Source organism: Micromonospora reichwaldensis (assembly GCF_031845925.1).
GTDB lineage: Bacteria > Actinomycetota > Actinomycetes > Mycobacteriales > Micromonosporaceae > Micromonospora > Micromonospora reichwaldensis.
In genome coordinates this window covers 52,732-74,235 of record NZ_JAVRFL010000026.1, presented here as the reverse complement: position 1 = coordinate 74,235, position 21,504 = coordinate 52,732, and the positions used below count along the sequence as shown (strand labels likewise).

The 21,504-nt window shown below is 74.0% G+C and carries 17 protein-coding genes; 6 read left to right on the top strand and 11 right to left on the bottom strand.

The window, feature by feature from the left end:
- Window positions 1-22: 22 nt before the first annotated feature.
- Complete coding sequence (locus RM555_RS21265) at window positions 23-436, top strand: SgcJ/EcaC family oxidoreductase (protein ID WP_132238240.1); 414 nt, start codon at window positions 23-25, stop codon at window positions 434-436.
- A 118-nt stretch (window positions 437-554) separates the two neighbouring features.
- On the opposite strand, the gene RM555_RS21260 is transcribed toward RM555_RS21265, so the two are convergent.
- The gene (locus RM555_RS21260) at window positions 555-3,956 is read right to left on the bottom strand and encodes an AfsR/SARP family transcriptional regulator (protein WP_311413385.1); all 3,402 of its coding nucleotides are present in this window, start codon (window positions 3,954-3,956) and stop codon (window positions 555-557) included.
- 388 nt (window positions 3,957-4,344) lie between these two features.
- Between RM555_RS21260 and RM555_RS21255 the strand changes: the two genes are divergently transcribed.
- Window positions 4,345-5,013, top strand: a complete 669-nt coding sequence (locus RM555_RS21255; protein ID WP_132238236.1) for a DUF899 domain-containing protein — start codon at window positions 4,345-4,347, stop codon at window positions 5,011-5,013.
- Window positions 5,014-5,043: 30 nt separating this feature from the next.
- Entirely contained in the window at window positions 5,044-6,645 is a 1,602-nt protein-coding gene (locus RM555_RS21250; RefSeq protein WP_311413384.1) for an MFS transporter, read from the top strand.
- Between the two features lie 206 nt (window positions 6,646-6,851).
- On the opposite strand, the gene RM555_RS21245 is transcribed toward RM555_RS21250, so the two are convergent.
- From RM555_RS21245 to RM555_RS21205, 9 genes are all read right to left on the bottom strand, one after another.
- Window positions 6,852-7,838 (bottom strand): NAD-dependent epimerase/dehydratase family protein, encoded by a 987-nt coding sequence (locus RM555_RS21245; protein WP_311413383.1) that lies wholly within the window; start codon window positions 7,836-7,838, stop codon window positions 6,852-6,854.
- Window positions 7,835-9,181 carry a nucleotide sugar dehydrogenase gene (locus RM555_RS21240; RefSeq protein ID WP_311413382.1) on the bottom strand — a complete coding sequence of 449 codons (1,347 nt, stop codon included), beginning with the start codon at window positions 9,179-9,181 and terminating at the stop codon, window positions 7,835-7,837. The genes RM555_RS21245 and RM555_RS21240 overlap by 4 nt, the downstream gene beginning before the upstream one ends.
- Before the next feature lie 50 nt (window positions 9,182-9,231).
- On the bottom strand, window positions 9,232-10,536 hold the full coding sequence (gene rfbH / locus RM555_RS21235; protein ID WP_311413381.1) for a lipopolysaccharide biosynthesis protein RfbH: 1,305 nt from the start codon (window positions 10,534-10,536) through the stop codon (window positions 9,232-9,234).
- Between the two features lie 58 nt (window positions 10,537-10,594).
- Complete coding sequence (locus tag RM555_RS21230; RefSeq protein WP_311413380.1) at window positions 10,595-11,656, bottom strand: glucose-1-phosphate thymidylyltransferase; 1,062 nt, start codon at window positions 11,654-11,656, stop codon at window positions 10,595-10,597.
- A gap of 57 nt (window positions 11,657-11,713) precedes the next feature.
- Window positions 11,714-12,868 carry a DegT/DnrJ/EryC1/StrS family aminotransferase gene (locus RM555_RS21225; protein WP_151454574.1) on the bottom strand — a complete coding sequence of 385 codons (1,155 nt, stop codon included), beginning with the start codon at window positions 12,866-12,868 and terminating at the stop codon, window positions 11,714-11,716.
- 180 nt (window positions 12,869-13,048) lie between these two features.
- Entirely contained in the window at window positions 13,049-14,392 is a 1,344-nt protein-coding gene (locus RM555_RS21220) for a nucleotide disphospho-sugar-binding domain-containing protein (protein ID WP_311413379.1), read from the bottom strand.
- 56 nt (window positions 14,393-14,448) lie between these two features.
- Window positions 14,449-15,249, bottom strand: coding sequence for an SAM-dependent methyltransferase (locus tag RM555_RS21215; protein ID WP_311413378.1), 801 nt, complete (start codon window positions 15,247-15,249; stop codon window positions 14,449-14,451).
- Window positions 15,250-15,320: 71 nt separating this feature from the next.
- Entirely contained in the window at window positions 15,321-15,806 is a 486-nt protein-coding gene (locus RM555_RS21210) for an SgcJ/EcaC family oxidoreductase (protein ID WP_311413377.1), read from the bottom strand.
- Between the two features lie 37 nt (window positions 15,807-15,843).
- Entirely contained in the window at window positions 15,844-16,311 is a 468-nt protein-coding gene (locus RM555_RS21205; protein ID WP_311413376.1) for an SgcJ/EcaC family oxidoreductase, read from the bottom strand.
- Window positions 16,312-16,753: 442 nt separating this feature from the next.
- Here RM555_RS21205 and RM555_RS21200 point away from each other — a divergent pair, with 442 nt between their 5' ends.
- The 3 genes from RM555_RS21200 to RM555_RS21190 all read left to right on the top strand — a co-directional run bounded on the left by RM555_RS21200 (window position 16,754) and on the right by RM555_RS21190 (window position 20,222).
- Window positions 16,754-17,935, top strand: coding sequence for an acyl-CoA dehydrogenase family protein (locus RM555_RS21200; protein ID WP_132238214.1), 1,182 nt, complete (start codon window positions 16,754-16,756; stop codon window positions 17,933-17,935).
- Window positions 17,936-18,041: 106 nt separating this feature from the next.
- Window positions 18,042-19,634, top strand: coding sequence for a GMC family oxidoreductase (locus RM555_RS21195; protein ID WP_311413375.1), 1,593 nt, complete (start codon window positions 18,042-18,044; stop codon window positions 19,632-19,634).
- A gap of 132 nt (window positions 19,635-19,766) precedes the next feature.
- The gene (locus RM555_RS21190; protein WP_311413374.1) at window positions 19,767-20,222 is read left to right on the top strand and encodes an SgcJ/EcaC family oxidoreductase; all 456 of its coding nucleotides are present in this window, start codon (window positions 19,767-19,769) and stop codon (window positions 20,220-20,222) included.
- Between the two features lie 415 nt (window positions 20,223-20,637).
- On the opposite strand, the gene RM555_RS21185 is transcribed toward RM555_RS21190, so the two are convergent.
- Entirely contained in the window at window positions 20,638-21,432 is a 795-nt protein-coding gene (locus tag RM555_RS21185; RefSeq protein WP_311413373.1) for a TIGR03084 family metal-binding protein, read from the bottom strand.
- Window positions 21,433-21,504: the final 72 nt, after the last annotated feature.

Here is a 21,504-nt window from a genome sequence, read left to right as displayed (position 1 = left end):
TGACACGAGGAGGAGGAACGACATGTCCGCAGGCAATGCCGCCGTCGTGAGCGACGAGACGGCCGTACGGGACGTCGCGCGACGCATCGTGACGGCCTGGGCGGCCAACGACGCCGACGCGTTCGCGGCGATCTTCGTCGAGGACGGCACGCTCATCGGTGACGCCTACATGAAGGGCCGGGAGGAGATCCGTTCCTACATGGCCGCCGGGTTCGCCGGGCCGTACGGGGGGACTCACGTCCTCGTCGAGCCGCTCGATGTCCGCTTCCTGACCGACGACATCGCGCTGCTGGTGACCCAGGGCAGCGTGCTCCTGGAGGGGGAGACCGAGTTCGTCGCCGAGCGCGCCTTCCTCGCCACCTCCACGGTGGTCCGGGTGGACGGGGGGTGGAGCATCGCCGCCTACCAGAACTCCAAGGGCACGGCCAACCGCTGACGACGCGTACGCGGCGGCGGGACGCCCGGCGTACGACTGCACCCCGCCCGCCCACGGGCGGTGCGGGGTGCAGTCGGTGCGTCCGGGTGACCCGCCGCCCGGGCTGAGCCCCGCCCGCTCAGGCGGGGCGGGGGAGGCCGGCCACCAGCGAGCGGTAGGCCTCGGCGGGGGTCAGCGCGGTGCCCCGGTCGAACTCCTCCGTGAACGCGGTCGGGCCGAGGGCGTCGCGCGCGGCCTGAGTGATCCGGTCGACGTCGCCCCGTTCCCCGGCCGGCAGCGGCGCGCCCACCGAGGCCCGCGCCATGGCCGCCGCGCCGAGCAGCCGGGCGGCGTCGCCGTGCCGGCCGTCGAGCGTCGCCGTGCCGGCGAGCCCCTCCAGCGCGAGCGCCTGCGCCCGGGGATCGCCGATGGCGGTGGCGACCTCGAACGCCTCGGCGTGCAACTCGTGCGCGTCGCGGGCGGCGCCGCGCTGCTCCGCGACGAAGCCCAGCTCGGCCAGGAGCAGTGCCCGCACCACGTCGGCGTCCAGGCCCGGCTGGCGGGTCCACGCCAGGACGCCGCGCAGCAGCTCCTCGGCGGCGTCCAGCCGGCCCTCGCGGCGGGCCCCGAGCCCGAGGCCGATCTGCGCGTACAGCTCCCCGGGCTTGAAGTTCTGTTCGGCGGCCAGCCGCAGCGCCCGCTCGTGGAACTCCCGGGCCCGGTCGTAGTCGCCGCTGAGCAGCGCGATGCGGCCCAGGCCGGAGAGCCGGTCGGAGGCCTCCAGCCACAGCCCGAGTTCCTCGGCCATCCGCAGGCCCTCCCGGTGCAGCCTGGCCGCCTCCGGGTAGTCGCCGGTCGCCTCCGCCCGCGTAGTCAGCGCGAAGGACGCCTGGAGCTGGCCCCACCGGTCGCCCAACTCGCAGAAGAGCGCCACGCTGCGCGCGCTGTCCCGGCTGGCCGCCTCCAGGTCGCCCCGGGACTGCGCGTGCCCGGCCCGCAGGCTCAGCGCCGTCGCCACCCCCCACCGGTCGCCGAGCATCTCGAACTGCGCCAGCGCGTCGTCGACCAGCTCCTGGCTGGTCGTGACGTCCCCCGTGTTGAGCAGCGCGAGGCCGAGGAAGCAGGTGGCCCGGGCCCGCCCCGCCGGGTCCTCGTCCGGCGGCCAGCCGGCCAACGCCGGGGCCACCAGCGGGGCGTGGTCGCCACCGGCCTCCAGCAGGGCGAGCCCGGCCCGCCAACAGGTGGCAGCCGCCCGTACGGAGGCCGGCACCGAACCGGGCACGGCGAGCGCCGCCTCGATCGACCGGCGCGCCTCGCGCAGCCGGCCGCGCAGGTACCGGTACCAGGCCAGCGCGGTCGCCAGCTCCAGCGCGCCGGCCGCGTCGTCGTCGGCCAGTGCGCCGTCGAGCGCGCGGCGCAGGTTGGCCGTCTCCTGGTCCAGCCGCGCGAGCCAGCGCCGCTGCGCCGCCCCGCGCAGCTCGTCGTCGGCCCGCCGCGCCAGCTCGAGGTAGTGGCGCCGGTGGCGGCGGCGCACCACCGCCACCTCGTCGGCCTCGCGCAGCCGCGCCAGGCAGTACTCGGCGACCGACTCGAGCAGCCGGTAGCGCGGCTCACCGGCGCCCTCGGTCATCACCACCAGCGAGCGGTCGACCAGCCGGACGAGCAGCCCGAGCACCTCGTCGGCGGGCAGGTCCGGATCGGCGCAGACCGCCTCCGCGGCCTCCAGGGTGCAGCCGTCGGCGTGCGCGGCGAGGCGCCGCAGCACCACCCGCTCCGGGTCGGAGAGCAGCTCCCAGCTCCAGTCGATCATCGCGCGCAGGGTCTGTTGGCGCGGCGGGGCGCCCCGGTGGCCGCCGGAGAGCAGCCGGAACCGGTCGTCCAGCCGGGTGACCAGCCCGTGCACGCCCAGCGCGCGCACCCGGGTGGCGGCCAGCTCCAGCGCGAGCGGCACCGCGTCGAGGCGGCGGCACAGCTCGGCGACGTCGCGGGCGTTGGTCGCGTCCAGGGCGAATCCGGGGGCGGCGGCGGTGGCCCGGGCGACGAAGAGCTGCACCGCGCTGGAACGGGCGAGCACCTCGGGCTCGGTGACCTCCGGGTCGGGCAGCTCCAACGGGGGGACCGGCCAGACCCGCTCACCCGCCACGCCGAGCGGATCCTGGCTGGTGGCCAGCAGGCGTACGCCCGGGGCGTGGGGCAGCATCCGCTGGGCCAGTTCGGCGACCGGCTCCACGACGTGCTCGCAGTTGTCCAGGACCAGCAGCAGGGACCGGCCGCGCAGCACGTCGACGAGGCGGTCGGCGGGGGTGGCCGGGGCGCCCGTCGGCCCACGGTCGGCCCCGGTGGCCTCGCGGATGCCGAGCACCGCCAGCAGCGACCCGGCCAGCGCGGCGGGGTCGTCCGGGCGCAGCGAGGCCAGCTCGACCAGCCACACCCCGTCCGGGTACGCCTCGACGAGCTGGTGGGCCGCCTCGACCGCCAGCCGGGTCTTGCCCACTCCGCCCGGCCCGACGAGGGTGAGCAGCCGTTCGACGCGCAGCAGTTCGTGGACGTGCCGCACGGCCTCCGCGCGCCCGACCAGCGGGGTCAGCGGGGCGGGCATGTTGGTCCTCGGCATCACCCGTCCCGCACCCGCCGGGCGCGACGTGGCCAGCGGGTCGTCCGCGCCGCTCGGCTCGGCGCCGCGCGGATCCCGCGGGCCGCTCCTGCCGCTCCCGCCGCCCTGGCCGCTCCCGCCGCTCGGGCCGCTTGCACCGCTCGGGCCGCTTTGGTCGCCCGCGCCGAGCTGGTCGGCGAGCAGCGCCGGGTCGTGCGCCAGGATCGCCCGGTGCAGCGCCACCAGCTCCGGACCCGGGTCCAGGCCGAGCTCCTCGGCGAGCTGCCGGCGGAAGCGGGCGTAGCTCTCCAGCGCCTCGCCCTGTCGCCCGGCCCGGTAGAGGGCGCGCAGTTGCAGGGCGCGGGCCCGTTCCCGGAACGGGTGCCGCGCCACCAGGTCGGCCAGCTCCCCGACCAGCAGCTGGTGCTCGCCGAGGACCAGCCGGGCCTCGGCCCGCTCCTCGACGGCCACCAGGCGCTGCTCCTCCAGCCGGGTGGCCAGCGGACGGGTGAACGGCTCGTCGGCGAAGTCGGCCAGCACCGGGCCACGCCACAGTGCCAGGGCCTCGTCCAGCAGCGCGACCCGGGCGGGTGGGGCGGTCGTGCCGGTGGCCCGCTCGACCAGCGCGCCGAACCGGTCGGCGTCGGTCTGCCCGGGTGCGGTGCGCAGCAGATATCCGGGCGGTCGGGACACCACCGCGTCCCTGCCGCCGGCCTCCGCGTCGTTCAACGCCCGCCGCAGCTGCCAGACCTTGGTCTGTAGCGCCCCGCTGGGGTTGGCCGGCCGGCGCTCGCCCCACAGGTCCTCGACCAGCCGGTCGACGGGGACGGGGCGACCCTGGTGCGCCAGCAGGTCGGCGAGCAGGACACGAACCTTCAGATCGGGCACGGTGACCGGTGCGCCGTCCGTCGTCCAGACCGCCAACGGACCGAGGAGCCCGAAACGCATGGCGTCACCGTAGCGCAGCGCACCGACGACGGGCGGTCACGGCGCGGCGCGGCGGCGCGGCGGCCGGGAGCGCACCGGGAGAAGACCGGGAGTGGACCGGGAGCGGTGGGCGGCAGAGTGGGACCGGCGACGGATCCGGCCCGGCGAGGCGAGGGAGGCACACCGGGTGTCGCGGCGCGGGCGGCATGCGCGCCCCGGCCGCAGGTCCCGGTAGACCGCCGTGAGGCGGCCGGAAGGGCTGGCGACGCGGGCGCGGGAGCGTGCCCAGGGCGCCGGTCGGCGTCCGTGCCGTGCGACGGCCCGCGTCGCCTCGGTACGCCGGAGAGCCCGCGCCGTCGCCGCCGCTCCCGGACAGGGGAGCGTCCGTGACCACGAATGGAGAGACCGCATGAACCTGCCGACGATCGTGTCGCAGTCGGAATGGGACACCGCCCGGGAGCGGCTGCTCGCCAAGGAGAAGGAGGCGACCCGGGCCCGGGACGCGCTGGCCGCGGAGCGCCGCAGGCAGCCCATGACACGGATCCACAAGGAATACGTCTTCGAGGGCCCGGGCGGCAAGGCCAACCTGGCCGACATCTTCGACGGCCGGCGTCAGCTGATCGTCTACCACTTCATGCTCAGGCCGGGCGAGTCGCACTACTGCGAGGGGTGCTCGATGTTCGTCGACAACCTCGGCCACCCCGCCCACCTGAACGCCCGGGACACCACCCTGGCGCTCATCTCCCGGGCGCCGCTGGCGGAGATCACCCCGCTCAAGGAGCGGATGGGCTGGACGCTGCCCTGGTACTCGTCCCACGGCACCGACTTCAACACCGACCTCGGGCTCACCACGAAGGCGGGGGAGGCGTTCGGGCTGAGCGTCTTCCTGCGCGACGGCGACGAGGTGTACCGCACCTACTTCACCTCGGAGCGGGGCGTCGAGGCGCTCGGCAGCAACTGGTCGCTGCTCGATCTCACTCCGCTCGGCCGCCAGGAGACCTGGGAGGACACCCCGGACGGACGCCCGCAGGAGGAGCCGTACGGCTGGTGGCGGCTGCACGACGAGTACGACAACTAGGCGCCGCACCGACACGGAGGAAGGACCACGATGGATGTGAACGCGAGCGAGGCGGAACCGAGAGCGAGCCGGCGCGAGTGGATCGGCCTGGCCGTGCTCACGCTGCCCACGCTGCTGCTGTCGCTGGATCTCAACGTGCTCTACCTGGCGCTACCGCAGCTGAGCGCCGACCTGGCGCCGGACGCCGCCCAGCTGCTCTGGATCATGGACATCTACGGCTTCATGATCGCCGGATTCCTGGTCACCATGGGGACCCTCGGTGACCGGATCGGCCGCCGCCGGCTGCTCATGATCGGCGCGGCGGCCTTCGGCGTGGCGTCGGTGATCGCCGCCTACTCGAGCAGCGCCGAGATGTTGATCGCCACCCGGGCGCTGCTGGGCGTGGCCGGGGCGACCCTGATGCCCTCCACGCTGTCGCTGATCAGCAACATGTTCCGCAACCCGCAGCAGCGCACCATGGCCATCGGCCTCTGGATGAGCTGCTTCATGATCGGCGCGATCATCGGACCGCTGGTCGGCGGCGTGCTGCTCGAGTCGTTCTGGTGGGGCGGGGTCTTCCTGCTGGGCGTACCGGTGATGGTCGTGCTGCTGGTGGCCGCGCCGCTGCTGCTGCCCGAGTACCGCAACCCGGAGGCCGGGCGGCTCGACCTGTTCAGCGTGGTGCTCTCGCTGGCCACCATCCTGCCCTTCGTCTACGGCCTCAAGGAGCTGGCGAAGGACGGCTTCGGCGTCCGGCCAATCCTGGCGATGGTCGCCGGTGTGGTGATCGGCGTGATCTTCGTGGCGCGGCAGCGCCGCCTCACCAGCCCGCTGCTCGAGGTGCGCCTGTTCGCCAACCGGACCTTCAGCGCGGCCCTGGGCATCATGCTGCTCGGTGGGTCGACCATCGGTGGCATCGCGCTGCTCTTCGCCCAGTACGCCCAGCTGGTCGAGGGCCTCTCCCCGCTGCGGGCCGGGCTCTGGATGCTGCCGTACGCGGTGTCCATGCTGGTCGGTTCGATGCTTGCGCCGGTGGTCGCGCAGAAGTTCGCCCCGGGCTACGTGGTCGCCGGCGGCATGGCGATCGCCGCGGTCGGCTTCGCGCTGCTGAGCCAGGTGGGCACCGCCGGTGGGCTCGGCCTCGCGGTGACCGGCTTGGTGATCGTCTATCTCGGCTTCGGCCCCGGTGCCGTGCTGGGCACGGACCTGATCATCGGGGCGGCGCCGCCCGAACGGGCCGGCTCGGCGTCGTCGATGTCGGAGACGAGCACCGAGCTGGGGGTGGCGCTCGGCGTCGCGGTGCTGGGCAGCGTCGGCACCGCCGTCTACCGCAGCGAGATCGCCCCGGCCCTCCCCGCCGACCTGCCCGCGCAGGTCAGGGAGGCGGCCGGCGATTCGCTGGCCGGCGCGAGCGCGGTGACCGGGCAGCTCTCGGAGCAGACCGGCAGCGCCCTGCTGGAGGCCGCCAGGGCGGCGTTCACCAGCGGGTTCAACATGGCCGGGTTGGTCAGCGCGGTGATCGCGGTGATCCTGGCCGTGGCCTCGGCGCTGCTGCTGCGCCGAGTACGCCCGGCGGCCGAGGAACCGGTCGTCGATGCCCCGGCGGTCCCGGCCGGTGGCACCGACGAGACGCCCGCGTCGGCCCGGCGCTGACGGGTCGGTCGCGGCGCGACCGTGCGGCCGGGGTGGAGCGCTCCACCCCGGCCGCACGCCGTTCGTGTACGTCCGAGCGGCACCAGGAGCTCCGCGGGTCGCCCGGCGGGCCCCGCGTCCCCCGTCGGCGGCGCCGGCGTACCGGTGCGCGTACGACGGCGCCGCCCGACCCCGGTGGGGTCGGGCGGCGCCTCCGTGTCGGAACGTCAGTTCGCGCCGGTGTCGGGCAGGGCCAGCCACCACGGGTTCTCCCGGGCCCAGTGCACCGTCCGCTCCAGGCCGGTACGCAACGGCACCTCGCACTTCCAGCCCAGCACGGTGCGCGCCTTCGTGGTGTCCGGGATCCGCCGGGCCAGGTCCTCGTAGGCGCTGCCCAGCGCCCGGCTGGTGTCCACGTCGGTCACCGCGGCGGTGCCGGTGAGCGTGCCGATCATCTCCGCCACCTCGCCGATGGTGTTCTCCACCATGCTGCCGATGTTGAACGACTCGCCGAGCGCCGTCGGGCTGGTGGCGGCGGCGAGCGTACCGGCGACGGCGTCGTCGACGAAGGTGAAGCAGCGGGTCTGCCGCCCCTGGTCGTAGACCACCACCGGGCGCCCGTTCAACGCCCGGTGCACGGAGCGGCTGACCAGGTACGCCGGGCGCTGCCGGGGACCGTAGACGTTGAAGTAGCGGACGATGGTGGCCGCCAGCCCGTGCTGCCGGGCGAAGGCGTACGTCAGGTGCTCGGTGAGTGCCTTGCTCGACGAGTACGTCCAGCGGTCGGCGGAGGTCGCGCCGAGCACCCGGTCGTCCTCCTCCGCCCACGGCACCGCCGGGTTCTTGCCGAAGACCTCGCTGGTGCTGGCCAGCACGACGCGGGCGCCGGCCCGGCAGGCCAGGTCCAGCACGTTGCGGGTACCGGTGAAGTTGATGTCGACGACGTCCAGCGGGCGGGACAGGTACTGGTCGACGCCCACCACGGCGGCCAGGTGGTAGACGACGTCGACGCCGGAGGTGATGGCCTCGGCCAACCGGCCCGGGTCGCGCACGTCGCCCTCCACCAGCCGGGCGTGCGCCGCGGCCGGCGAGCGTCCCACCGGCGGCGCCGGGCCGTCGAAGACGGTGACGTCGTCGCCGCGCTCCAGCAGCCGGTCCACCAGGTGACCGCCGATGAAGCCGTGCCCGCCGGTCACCACCACCCGCGCGCTCACCGGCCGATCCCCCGGTAGTGGTACCCGGCGGCCCGCAGCCCGGCGATCCTGTCCTTCGGGAAGTACGCGCGCCCGTCGAGCACCAGGCAGGGCCGGGCCACCGGCAGCGCGGCGTAGTCGATCTCGGTGAACCGCCGGTGGTGGGCCAGGACGGCCAGGCAGTCCGCGCCCCGCACCGCCTCGTCGAGGTCGGCGACCGGCCGCATCCCGAAGAGCTTCTCCGCCTCGTCCGGGTCGACCAGGGGATCGTGCAGGCGGACCTCGCAGCCGGCCTCGCGCAGGGCGGCGACGGCCGGCAGCGTCGGGGTGGCCCGCAGGTCGCCGGTGTCGTTCTTGAACGCCAGCCCCAGCACGGTCACCGTCGCCGTCTCCGCCGGCCTGCCGAGCGCGGCCAGCTCGTCCATGACCAGGCGCGCCGTGTAGCCCGGCATGCCCGCGTTCACCTGCCGGCCGGCCGGCGCGGTGAGGATCTCCAGTCCCCGCTCCCGCGCCGAGTGCCAGACCATCCAGGGGTCCTTGGTCAGGCAGGAGCCGCCCACCCCGACGCTGGGCAGCAGGATGTTGATGTTGCTCTTGCCCTTCGGGATGCTGTTGGCGGCGGCGATCACGTCCAGCACGTCGACGTCGAACAGCGCGCTGAACTTGGCCAGCTCGTTGGCGAGCGCGATGTTGAGGTCGATCCACCAGTTGTCGGCGAGCTTGACGATCTCCGCCGCCTCCAGCGAGTCCACCGGGATCACGTCCACGCCCAGCGCCCGCTGCCAGAACCCGCCGGCCGCCCGGGTGCTGTCGGCGTCCAGGCCGCCGGCGACGATGGGGAAGGTCCGCAGCTCCCGCAGCGCGGTGCCCTCGGCGAGCCGCTCCGGGGTAAAAGCGATCCCGAAGTCCTTCCCGCCGCTCAGCCCGCCGCGTTCCAGCAGCGGCAGGACGAAGTCCCGGGTGGTGCCCGGCGGGACCGTGCTCTTGATCACGACCAGTTGGCCGGGTCGCAGGTGGCGGGCCAGCTCGACGCAGGCGCCGCGGAGCTGCTCGTCGGCGAGCGAGCCGTCGCGGCGCACCGGCGTGCCGACGGTGACGAGGACGACGTCGGTCTCCGCCAGTGCCGCGTAGTCGGTGGTCACCCGCAGCCGGCCGCCCTCGATGCCGGCGCGGACCAGCTCCGGCAGGCCGGGCTCCTCGAACCGGCAGTGCCCGGCGCGCAGCTCGTCGACCAGGTGCGGGTCGACGTCGACGCCCACCACGTCCAGGCCCCGTTCGGCCAGGACCGCGGCGATGCAGGACCCGACGTAGCCGAGCCCGACGACCGCCACCCGAGGATCTCGTCGGTCGGACAGAACGCCCATCTGTGCTCCAATCAGGGAAGCTGCCGGGTCCCAGGCCGGGATCCCGCCGGTCAGCCGTAGGTCTTGACGAACTCCCGGATGGACGAGACGACGTAGTCGATCATCTCGTCGGTGAGCCCGGGGAAGACCCCGACGTGGAAGGTCTGGCTGGTCACGATGTCGCTGTTGGTCAGCTCGCCGACCACCCGGTACTGCTGGTCGGCGTACGCGGGGTGGCGGGTCAGGTTGCCCGCGAACAGCCGCCGCGTGCCGATCTTGCGATCCTCCAGGAAGCCCACCAGCTCGGGCACGTCGAACGGCGCCCCCGGCTCCACGGTGATCACGAAGCCGTACCAGCTCGGGTCGCTGCGCGGCGTGGCGTGGGGCAGCAGCAGGTGCGGCACCCCGTCCAGGCCCTCGCGCAGGCGCCGCCAGTTGTGCCGCCGGGCGGCGCAGAACTCGTCGACCCGGGCCAGCTGGGCCAACCCCAGGGCGGCCTGCAGGTCGGTGGTCTTCAGGTTGTACCCGACGTGCGAGTAGATGTACTTGTGGTCGTAGCCCTCCGGCAGGGTGCCCAGCTGGTGCTCGAACCGCTTCATGCAGGTGTTGCTCTTGCCCGGGTCGCACCAGCAGTCCCGGCCCCAGTCGCGCAGCGACTCCACGATCCGGGCCAGGGCCAGGTTGTTGGTGACCACGCAGCCGCCCTCGCCCATCGTCATGTGGTGGGCCGGGTAGAAGCTCGCCGAGGCCAGGTCGCCGAAGCTGCCGGTGGGCCGGCCGTCGTAGAAGGAACCGACCGCGTCGCAGTTGTCCTCGATGAGGAACAGGTCGTGCTCCTTGGCGAGCTGCGCCATCTCGGCCACCGCGAACGGGTTGCCCACCGCGTGGGCCAGGATGATGGCCCTGGTCTTCGGGCCGATCGCGGCGGCCACCCGCTCGACGGAGGCGTTGTAGGTGCCCAGCTCGATGTCGACGAAGACCGGCACCAGCCCGTTCTGCAGGATCGGGTTGACCGTGGTGGGGAACCCGGCCGCCACCGTGATCACCTCGTCGCCGCGGCGCAGCCGCCGGTCGCCGAGCTGGGCCGAGGTGAGCGCCGAGACCGCCAGCAGGTTGGCCGAGGAGCCGGAGTTGCACAGGTGCGCCTTGCGGACCCGCAGCTTGCGGGCGAAGGCCGACTCGAACCGGCGGGCGTTCTGCCCGGACGCGATGCGCAGGTCCAGCGCGGCCTCGACCAGCGCCACCCGCTCCTCGGCGCCCAGCACCGCGCCCGAGGGCCAGATCTCGGTCTCGCCCGGGACGAACGGCCGCTCCTCCTGGACCTCCTGGTGGTACTTGCGGACGCTGTCCAGCAGCAGTGCCTTGGGGTCGCTCATCCCATCTTCCTCTCGGATCGTGCCCGGCAGCGGGCGTCGGTCGGCGGCCGTACGGGCGTCATGCGGCGAACTCGATCCGGCTGTGGTCGCCGACCACCAGCCGGCTCCCGGCCGCCGGGCTGAGGCTGACCGTGGCGGAGCGGCCGATCAGGCAGCCGCGCAGCCCACGGACGGCGGTGATCGAGGCATCCGCCAGCACGATCGAGTCGGCCACCTCGGCGTCGACGAGCCGGCAGCCGGGCCCGATCGCGGTGTGCGGGCCGATCCGGCAGCCCTCGACCACGGCGCCCGCGCCGATGACCACCGGCCCCTCGACGCGACTGGCGACGATGCGGGCGCCCGGCTCCACGACCACGGCGCCGGTCAGCTCGCTGGCTCCGTCGACGCTGCCGGCGACCGCGCGCGGCTGGCCGTCGAGCAGGTGCCGGTTGCAGGCCAGCAGGTCCGCCACCTGGCCGGTGTCGCGCCAGTACCCGTCGTACTCGCTGGCGCGCACCTCGGCGCCGCTGGTGACCAGCCACTGCACCGCGTCGGTGATCTCCAGCTCGCCGCGCGCGCTGGGCGTGATGGCGTCGACGCCGGCGTGGATGGCCGGGGTGAAGAAGTAGACGCCGACGAGGGCGAGGTCCCCGCGCGGCTGCCGGGGCTTCTCCACCAGGCGACGTACCGTGCCGTCGGGGTCGAGCTCGACGATGCCGAAGGCGCGCGGATCGTCCACCTTGTGCACGAGCACCTGGGCCGCCGGTCGGTGGCGGCGGAACTGGTCGGCGTACCGGGCCACGCCGTCGGGCAGCATGACGTCGCCGAGGTACATGACGAAGTCGTCGTCGCCGAGGAACGGCCGGGCCAGCCGGACGCAGTCGGCCAGCCCGCGGGGCCGGTCCTGACGCAGGTAGGTCAGCCGCACCCCGAGGCGGGAGCCGTCGGAGAGGACCTCGCGGATCTGGTCGGCCCAGGCGCCCACGATCACGCCGATCTCGGTCACGCCGGCGTCGCGGACGTTCTCCAGCACGTGCTCCAGGACCGGCTTGTTCGCCACCGGGACGAGCTGCTTGGGCATCGAGTGGCTCAGCGGGCGCAGCCGGGTGCCGGCGCCGCCGGAGAGCACCAGGGCCTTCATCGCGTACCCCCGGCGTCGCGCCGCCCGGGTCGGCCGGCCACCGGCCGCGCCGTCCGGTCAGTCACGGGTGCCGCCCTGCCGCTGCTCGACGGACTTGCGCAGGCCGTCGACGACCGTTCGTACGTCTGCATCGTCCAGTCCCTGGTGGAGCGGTAGGAGGAGGGTGGTCCGTGCCGCCTCGTCGGCGCCGGGCAGGTGCCAACCGGCGCCGTACGCGGGCACCTTGTGCAGCGGCGCGTAGCGGAACGTGGTGTAGATGCCGATGTCGAGCAGGTCGGCGGCCACCTGGTCGCGGATCTCCGGGTCGAGCTGCACCCAGTAGAAGTAGTGCGAGCTGCGCTGCCCGGCGGGCAACGGCGGGGGGAGCCGGACGCCCTCGACATCGGCGAGCAGGCGGTCGTACTCCGCGGCGATCTCCCGCCGGCGCGCGACGAACCCGGGCAGGCGGCGGAGCTGGACCAGGCCGATCGCCGCGGTGAGGTCGTTGCCGACCACCCGGCGGCCGAACTCGCGCACGTCCAGCTCCCACCAGCGGTGCGGCACCCCCTTGCCGGCGGCCGAGAAGCCGCTGGCGTGCTCCAGGCCGTGGTACGCCAGGCGGTGGGCCCGCCGGGCCAGTTCCGCGTCGCGTACGTGCAGCATCCCGCCGTCGCCGGTGACCAGGATCTTCATCGCGTCGAAGCTCCACATGGCGATGTCGCCGAAGCTGCCGCAGGGACGCCCGTCGACGGTCGACGCGACGGCGCACGCCGCGTCCTCCACCAGGGCGACCCCGCGCCGGCGGCACAGCTCGGCGATCTCGGCCACCTCGCCGGGAACGCCGCCGTAGTGCAGCAGGATGACCGCCTTCGTGGTGGGGGTCAGGGCCCGTTCCACGTCGGCGACGGAGGGGTTGAGCGTGCGCGGGTCGACGTCGCAGAAGACCGGCCGGGCGCCGGCCGAGGCGATGGCGTTGGCGGCGCCGACGAAGCTGATCGAGGGCAGCACCACCTCGTCACCGGGCCCGAGCGCCAGCAGCTCCACGGCGAGGAAGAGCCCGGCCGTGGCCGAGTTGATGAAGATGGTCCGCTCGGGCACCAGCCCGGCGTGCGCGGCGAACTCCTGCTCGAACTCCCTGGTACGCGGCCCGTGCCCCAGCCAGCTGCTGTCGAAGACGGCGCGCACGGCGTCGAGCTCCTCGGCGCCGAGGGTCGGCTGGAAGACGTTGATCATCGCTTCTCCTGTGGTCGAGGACGCCCGTGCACCGGCGGCGACGCGGGGGCGGTGGCGGGCAGCCGGCAGCGGGGCGGCGCGGGGCGCCACCCGGTGGGCCGCGGGCGGGCGGTGCGGGAGCGGACGGTGCCGGCGGGCGCGCGCGGGGGCCCGCCCGCCGGCGGCGACGGCGGTGCCGGGTCAGGCCCGGTACCGCCGGGTGAGCTTCTCCAGCACCGGGACGGTCTCGGTCGGGCTGGGCGTGGCGAGCAGGTCGTCGTAGAGGGAGTCGGCCCCCTGCCGGAACGCCGGCTCGTCCAGCACGCGGACGAGCTGCTTGCGCATCGCGTCCACGGAGAGGTTCTTGATGTCGAGGACCAGTCCCGCGCCGCGTCCGGCGACGCAGCGGGCGGTCACCGACGACTCGATGTGCTTCGTGGCCATCGACCACTCCAGGCCGTCGGCCTCGATGGTGATCATGCCGTTGTCGTCGTCGGAGTCGGTGATCAGCTGCGGCACCCGCAGCGCCACCGCGCTGGCGAAGGTGCCCATGCCGCCGTGGTGCACCATCGCCGAACAGGACGGCAGCAGCTGGGTCAGGGGCAGGTAGTCCACCGCGCGGACGTTCTTCGGCAGGGTGGGCATGCCGGCCAGCTGGTCGGCGTTGAGCGTCGCGACCACCTCGACGTCCAGGTCGGAGACCATCTCCAGCAGGCCGGGCACGTGGTCCCAGCCGCCCTTGAAGTACATCCGCTGGGACAGCCCGAGGGATAGCGCGACGCGGGGCCGCTCAGGCCGGTGGTGCAGCCACCGGGGAAGCACCGTCTGCCCCGAGTAGGGCACCCAGCGCGTCGGCACGGTCCGGACGCTGGTGGGCAGGCGAACGCCCGGGGGAGTGGGGTCGATGGTCCACTGGCCCAGCAGCAGCTCGTCGTCGATCTCCAGCCCGTACCGCTCGGCGGCCGGCCGCATGGTCTCGACCAGCGGGTTCTCCTCCGGGCCCGGACCCGGTCGGGCGGCGGCCTCGGCGAAGCGGTCCATGGTCGAGGCGAAGTAGTCCAGCCCCCAGAGCAGCCGCGCCTGCGCCGCGCCGGCGACGCGCGCCGCCACCGCGCCGGCCGGGAAGCACGGGTCCCAGAGCACCAGGTCGGGCTGCCAGTCGCGGGCGAAGGCGACCAGGTCGTCGAGGACCGGGTGCGGGTCGCGGGCGGTGGACCCGACCGGGTGGAAGTCCCACATGGACGGCAGCATGAACTGGTAGAAGACGTCCCAGACCTCCTTGTCCGCCGGGGTCAGCTCCAGCGCCTCGGTGATCCGGTCGAGCCGCTGCTTGACGCTGCGCGGCTGCGGCCGACCGGGGCCCATCGGCATGATCTCCGGGTCGCCGACCGCGACCGGCGTCAGCCCGACCGCCAGCGTGCTCTCCGCCAGGACGGGGTGGGACGCGACGCGGACCTCGTGGCCGGCGCTCTGCAACGCCCACGCGAGCGGAACCAGCGGGTACAGGTGGGCCGGGTTGGGCCACAGGGCGAACACGACGCGCATGTCTCTCCTCGGTTGTGCGGTCCTGGTGGGTGCGGTGCGGCGGTCGGCGGAACGGGTCAGAGCTTGCGGGCCACCCCGGCGTACATCCGGTCGGTGGAGGTGGCGTCGGGGTCGTCCTGCCGCCAGCGGCCGGTCGGCACGAGCCCGGGCGCGACGAGCTCGAAGCCCTCGAAGAGGTCGGCGATCTGCGCGGCGGTCCGGTAGACCATCGGCGCGGTGGCGTTGCGGTAGCTGTCCTCCATCATCCGGCGCTCGTCGTCCGGCCCGCCCTCCACGCAGAGGTGGGACAGGGCCAGGTACGAGCCGGGCGCCATCCGGTCGCGGAAGGCCCGGATGATGCCCTTCGGGTCCTCGCTGTCCCGGATGAAGTGGAAGACCGCGATGAACAGCACCCCGACGGGCTGGGAGAAGTCGATCAGGGACTTGGTGTCCGGGTGGTCGAGGATCGAGCCGGGGTCGCGCAGGTCGGCGGTGAAGATCCCGGTGTTGGCCCGCTCGTCCTCGGTGAGCAGGCGCTTGCCGTGCTCGGCGACCGCCGGGTCGTTGTCCACGTAGATCACCCGGGGCTGGGAGACGGCCCGCCGCGCCACGTGGTGGGTGTTCTCCTGGCTCGGCAGGCCCGCCCCGACGTCGATGAACTGCCGGATCCCGCACTCCTCGGCGAGGTGCCGGACGGCGCGGCCCAGGAACCGGCGGTTCTCCCACACCACGTCGCGGGTGAGCGTCTGTCCGACTCGCCCGATCACGGCCTCCGCCGCGGCCCGGTCCACCGGGTAGTTGTTCGTGCCGTGGAGGAAGTAGTCGTACATCCGCGCCGGCGACGGCCGCTCCACGGACTGGGCAGGTTCTGTCGACATCGGTCTCTCCTCGTACGTCGCTGGTGGGGAGTGCGGGTGGGGGCCGGCCCCGTCGGGGCCGGCCCCCGGGGTCAGCCGGTGACGGGGCTGCTCTGGTGCGAGAACAGCAGCGGGCGGCCGTCGTCCTGGCGGACGATGATCCAGGTGGCCCGGATGTGCCGCTCGGGGGCGACCTCGCTCTCGCCGGCGAGGATGATGCCGCCGCCGGTGACCACCATGGCGACGTCCGGGTGCAGGAAGTTCACCGACACCGGGTAGCCCTTGACGTAGGCGCCCCGGTACGGGCCCGCGAACCCCTTGGTCATGAAGGCGCGGATCTCGTCGCGGCTGGTCAGCTGCTCGTCGCCCATGAGCAGGCTGCCGTTCTCCGCGAAGAGGTCGGCGAAGAAGTCCGGGTCGTTGGCCTTCCACGCGGCCTGGATCAGCTGCGGTACGGCCAGGACGGCCTTCTCGTCGTCGCTGACGAATTCCCGGTAGTAGGAGTGGTCCTCCGCGACGCGGGCGGCCTCGAGGATCTCCGTCGCGTCGCCCCACCGCGACGCTGCCTTGGTGGTCATGGGTGCTCCTTGCCGATCGTCACGGGGGGATGGACGGTCACCAGCGCAGCGTCGCGCCGGCGCCGCGCGGGCTGTTCTGGTAGCCGGCGAGCTTCCACTCGCCGTCGCGCTTGACGACGACCCACGTGGAGCGGACGGCGAGCTCCGGGGCGATCTCGGTCTCGCCCGGGGCGAGGATGCCGCCGTGGGTGCGCAGCAGGGCGACCTCGTCGTTGACGAACCGCACGTCGACGGGGTTGCCGGTGACGCCGGTGCCCTTGAACGGGCCGGCGTACGCGGCGGCCATGAACGAGTAGATCTCGTCGCGGCCCTTCTTGTAGACGTCGCCGGGGAGGATGAGGATGCCGTCCTCGGTGAAGCTGTCGGCGACGCCGGCGGCGTCGTTGCGGCTCCAGGCGGCGACCAGCCGCAGCGGAACGCCGAGGGCCTCCTTCTCCTTCTCACTGGTGAAGGGGCCGTAGTAGGCGTCGAGGTCGGGTCGGTTGGCCTGGGTGGTCGTGGTCATGGGGGTGCTCCTTCGTCGGTTCGGGCGGCGGGATGCGCCGACGCCGGGTACCGGTCGTGATCGCTACCCCGAATCGTTGCCGGGGCCCGTCACCGACTGCATCTCTCTGATTGCGCTGCCGGGCAGGCCGGGACGGGCCGTCGCGCCGGCCAAGGCACGCCGTTGAGCCGAGCGGTCGGGGCGGGAGCGGGGGGTGGGCGGCGGCTGATCCCGCGACACCGCACTTGCGGAGATGCGTCGACCTCCGGCGGGAGCAGACGATGCCAGGGCCACCCCAGGCGGGGCGCGCCCCGAGCGACCGCGCCGCCCGCCGCCGGTGACGGCTGGCCGGACCGGACGCGACCGGGGCGGATGCCCCCGCTGGCCCGGTCCCGTGCCGTGCGTCCGGCGGTCACGCGGCGGTGGTGTAACCGCCGAACCGACGATTTTCGAGGAGGTCAGGGTGGACGTCACCCAGACGGTGCCCGGCACGGAACTGGTGCGTCGCGCGACGGAGCTGGTGCCCCTGTTGCAGAAGCACGCGAGCTGGTCCGAGGAGAACCGCCGCATGCACGACGAGGTGGTCGAGGCGATGGCCGACGCCGGCCTGTTCCGGATGCGGATCCCGAAGCGGTACGGGGGGTACGAGTCGGACACCCGGACGCTGACCGACGTGACGGCCCAGCTGGCCCGGGGTGACGGCTCCGTCGCCTGGACCGCCTCGGTGTGGTGCATCCCGGGCTGGATGGTCGGGATGTTCCCCGACGAGGTGCAGGACGAGGTCTTCGGCACGCCCGACGTGCGGGTCTGCGGCACGCTGAGCCCGACCGGCAACGCGCAGCCCCGGCCGGGGGGTGTGCTGCTCAACGGCCAGTGGGGCTTCATCAGCGGTGCCCTGCACAGCCAGTGGCAGGAGATCATCGCGATGGGGGCGGCGCCGGACGGCACCCCGATGCCCCTCATGATGCTGGTGCCCATGTCGGACCTGGAGGTCGTCGACGACTGGCACACCGCGGGGATGCGGGGCTCGGGCAGCGTCACCACCGTCGCCCGGGACGTCTTCGTGCCGCAGGAGCGGGTGCTGCCGCTGCCGGCCGTGCTCCAGGGCCAGTACGCCTCGAAGCTCAACGCCGAGTCGCCGATGTACCGGGCGCCCCTGCTCGGCGTCGCCGCCGCGTCCTCGGTCGGCACCGTGATCGGGCTGGCCCGGGCCGCCCGGGAGGTGTTCTTCGAGCGGCTGCCCGGCCGGAAGATCACCTACACCGACTACGGCAGCCAGGCCGAGGCGCCGGTGACCCACCTCCAGGTGGCCGAGGCGACGCTGAAGGCCGACCAGGCCGAGTTCCACGGCTACCGGGTCGCGGACCTGACCGACAGCAAGGGCCGCTCGGGCGAGCCGTGGACGCTCGAGGAGCGGGTCCGCTCCCGCGCCGACGTGGGCGCGGTCTGCCAGCTGGGCCGCGAGGCGGTGGAGGTGCTGGCCCTGGCCAGCGGCGGTTCCTCGGTCTACAGCTCGGTGCCGATCCAGCGGATCGCCCGGGACGTGCACACGGTCAACCTGCACGCCCTGATGACCCCGCAGACCAACTTCGAGCTCTACGGCCGGGTGCTCTGCGGCCTGGAGCCGAACAGCTTCTACATCTGACACCGGGCCCGGGCGGCGGCACCCGGCGACGCCGGGTGCCGCCCCGGATCCGTACCAGCTGCGCTGATGTCACGCCTGCGGGCGGGCACGCGACGAGGAGGGGTGGATGTACGACTATGTAATCGTCGGGGCGGGATCGGCGGGCTGCGTGCTGGCCGCGCGACTGAGCGAGGATCCCGACGTCCGGGTCTGCCTCGTCGAGGCCGGCCCGGCGGACACGGCGCAGAACGTGCACGTACCGGTGGCGTTCGGCCAGCTGTTCCGCACCCAGCTCGACTGGGACTACGACACGCACGACGAGCCGCACCTGGACCGCCGCCGGATCTACCTGCCCCGCGGCCGGGTGCTGGGCGGCACCAGCTCGATCAACACGATGATCTACGTCCGTGGCCACCGGTCGGACTTCGACGGGTGGAACCAGCCCGGCTGGAGCTTCGACGAGCTGCTGCCGTACTTCCGGCGCTCGGAGGACAACGAGCGGGGCGAGTCGACCTACCACGGCGTCGGCGGCCCGCTGCGGGTCTCCGACGGGCGGGCCCGCAACCCGATGGCCGCCGCGTTCGTCGAGGCCGGACGACAGGCCGGTTACGGCGCCAACGACGACTTCAACGGCGCCGAGCAGGACGGCTTCGGGCTGTTCCAGCTGACCCAGCGCGACGGCCGGCGGGCCAGCACCGCCACCGCCTTCCTGCACCCCGTGGCCGACCGGCCCAACCTGACCGTCGAGGTGAACCTCCAGGTGCACCGGGTGCTCATCGAGAACGGCCGGGCGGTGGGCGTGGTGGGCCAGCGGCTCGGCGAGGACATCGAGATCCGCGCCGAGCGGGAGGTGGTGCTCTCCGGCGGGGCGTACAACAGCCCGCAGCTGCTCATGCTCTCCGGCATCGGGCCGGCGCCCCTGCTCGGCGCGCTCGGGGTGCCGGTCGTGCTGGACCAGCCGCAGGTCGGGCAGAACCTCCAGGACCACCTCCTGGTGCCGCTGATCTATGCCCACTCGCACCCGATCAGCCTGCTCGCCGCCGGCACGCCGGAGAACCTGGAACTGTTCATGTCCGAGGGGCGCGGACCGATGACCGCGAACGGCCCGGAGGCCGGCGGGTTCGTCCGGACCAGTGACGCACTGGCCGCGCCCGACGTGGAGTTCCTGGCCGCGCCGGTGATGTTCGCCGACAACGGCCTCGGGACGCCCACCGACCACGCGCTGTCCTACGGCCCGTCCATGTTGGCGCCCCGCAGCCGGGGTTCGGTGCAGCTCGCCCTGGCCGACCCCACCGCCAAGCCGAAGATCGTGCACAACTACCTCGCCGAGGAGTCCGACCTGGACGACGCGGTGGCGGCCCTGCGGATCGGGCTGGACATCGCCCGGCAGCCGGCCCTGACGCCGTACGTGGAGCGGCCGTACCGGCCGCCGGCGTCGGAGTCCGACGCCGACCTGCGCGACTACGTCCGCCAGTACGCGCACTCCATCTACCACCCGGCCGGCACGTGCGCGATGGGCGCCGTGGTCGACGCGGAGCTGCGCGTCGTCGGCGTCGACGGGCTGCGGGTCGCGGACGCGTCCGTGATGCCCCGCCTGGTCAGCGGCAACCCGAACGCCGCGACCATCGCCATCGGCGAGAAGGCCGCGGACCTGATCAAGGGGGTGGCCGCGGCCACCGAGCCCGCGCTGGCCGCCGGTGCGGCCGGCCCGGCGCGGTAGCGCGTCGGGCGGAGCCGCGGCCGGCGACGCGACCGGCCGTGGCCCGAGGCGGCGACCACCAGCGGTACCCGCGCCGACGCGACCGGAGCGCCGGCGACCACTCACATCCGACACCCGGCAGAGGAGCACACCATGACCAACAAGGCAGCGTCGCTGGTCGAGCAGTCCAAGCAGTGGGCGAAGCACTACGGGGCGTACAGCAACGGCGAGGAGGGCCACGCCTTCACCGCGCCGCTGCGGGTGCGGGCCAACTGGGACGCCAACGACGCCGACGCCATCGCCGAGATGTTCACCGACAACGGCAGCATGCTGATGGGCGACGACCAGCTGCAGAGCCGGGACGAGATCCGCGCCTGGCTGACCGACGCCTTCGCTGGCCCGTACAAGGGGGCCCGGATGACCTTCGAGCCCGTCGAGATCAGCATGCTGCACCGGGACTCCGCCCTGATCGTCGCCGAGGGCGGCATCCTGCTGGCCGGCGAGACCGAGGTCGCTCCCGAGCGGAGCAGCCGCATCGTCTTCGTCACCGTCCGCGTCGACGACGACTGGCGGGTCCTGTCCTACCAGTCGAGCCCGGTCAAGGGCTGACCCGGCCCACCCCGTCGACCCGGGCCCGGGCGCGGGAGGCGACGACCGGCTCCGGCCGGCCGCGTCCCGCTACCGGGCCCGGGTCGCGTCGTACCCCCGCGTCCGCCGCCGGCCTGCCGGCGGCGGTTCGTCGTACGTCCCGCGGCCCGGCCGCCCTCCGTCGCCTCCCCGGACGAGGCCCGCCGGGCCCGGTGGTTGGCGTGCTCGCGGCGCCCCGGCCTTGGCCCTGGCCGCGGCCCCGGTCCCGGCCCTGGCCTTGGTCCGCCGCCGCGCCGCGCCGTGCCCTGGTGCCGACCCGGTCGGCCGCAGGCGGTACGCGATGGTGGGGCCGGGCACACGGAAGCGACCACGGCGCTCGGCCGTGGTCGCGGGGTGTCCCGTGCGCCCCGGCGGCCCGGCCGGGGCGCACGGGACGTCAGGAGGTGGCGAACTGTCCCGGCCGCCGCCCCGGGCCGGCCGGGCCCCGGTACGCCTGGGCGATGTCCAGCCAGTGGTGGGCCTCGGCCCCGATGGCCTTCAGCGACAGGTCGTCGCGGTGCCGACGCCGGGTCACCAGCAGGCAGAAGTCCTCGGCGGTGCCGCTGACGATCTGCTCGGCGTCCGGCGGCCCGAACTGCCAGACCGCGCCCGACGGTGCGGTGATGACGAAGCGGAACGTGCTGGTCGGCACTTCCAGCCCTCGTGCCAGGTAGCCGAAGTCCCAGGTGCGGACCGCGAACTCGACGAGCGGCCGGAGCCGGTCGGTGCGGCGGCGGTGTACGCCGAGGGCGTCGGCGATGTCCTGGCCGTGCCCGAACAGCTCCATCATCCCCGCCGCGGCGAGCACCGGCGCCGGCAGCGGCCGGACGAGCCAGGGCACCGGCTGTCCCGCCGGGACGGCGGCGAGGGCCTTCTCGGCGAGGGTCCGCTCCTCGCGCCACCGGGCCAGCAGCGCCGCCGGCGCCTCGGCCAGGTACGGAGCCATCGCCGCGTGCACGTTCGCGTCGAAGTCGCCGCTCATGCGCGACATGAGGGCCTGGAAACCGTCCGGGTCGGCGGCGGCCAGGCCGGCCATCCGGAAGGTGGCGGTCAGGTGGGCGATCTGGTGCGCGACCGTCCAGCCCTCGGCGGGGGTGGGGGTCCGCCACCCGGCGTCGTCCAGCTCGGCGACCATGCGGTCGACGTCGTCGCCCTCGGCCTCCAGGGCGGCGAACACGTCCTGTTCTGCCACGCGCTCATCCTCTCGATGCGGTGCCGCCCCACCCGGACGGACGATGCGGGCCCCGGGCTTCGTCGCGGGGGG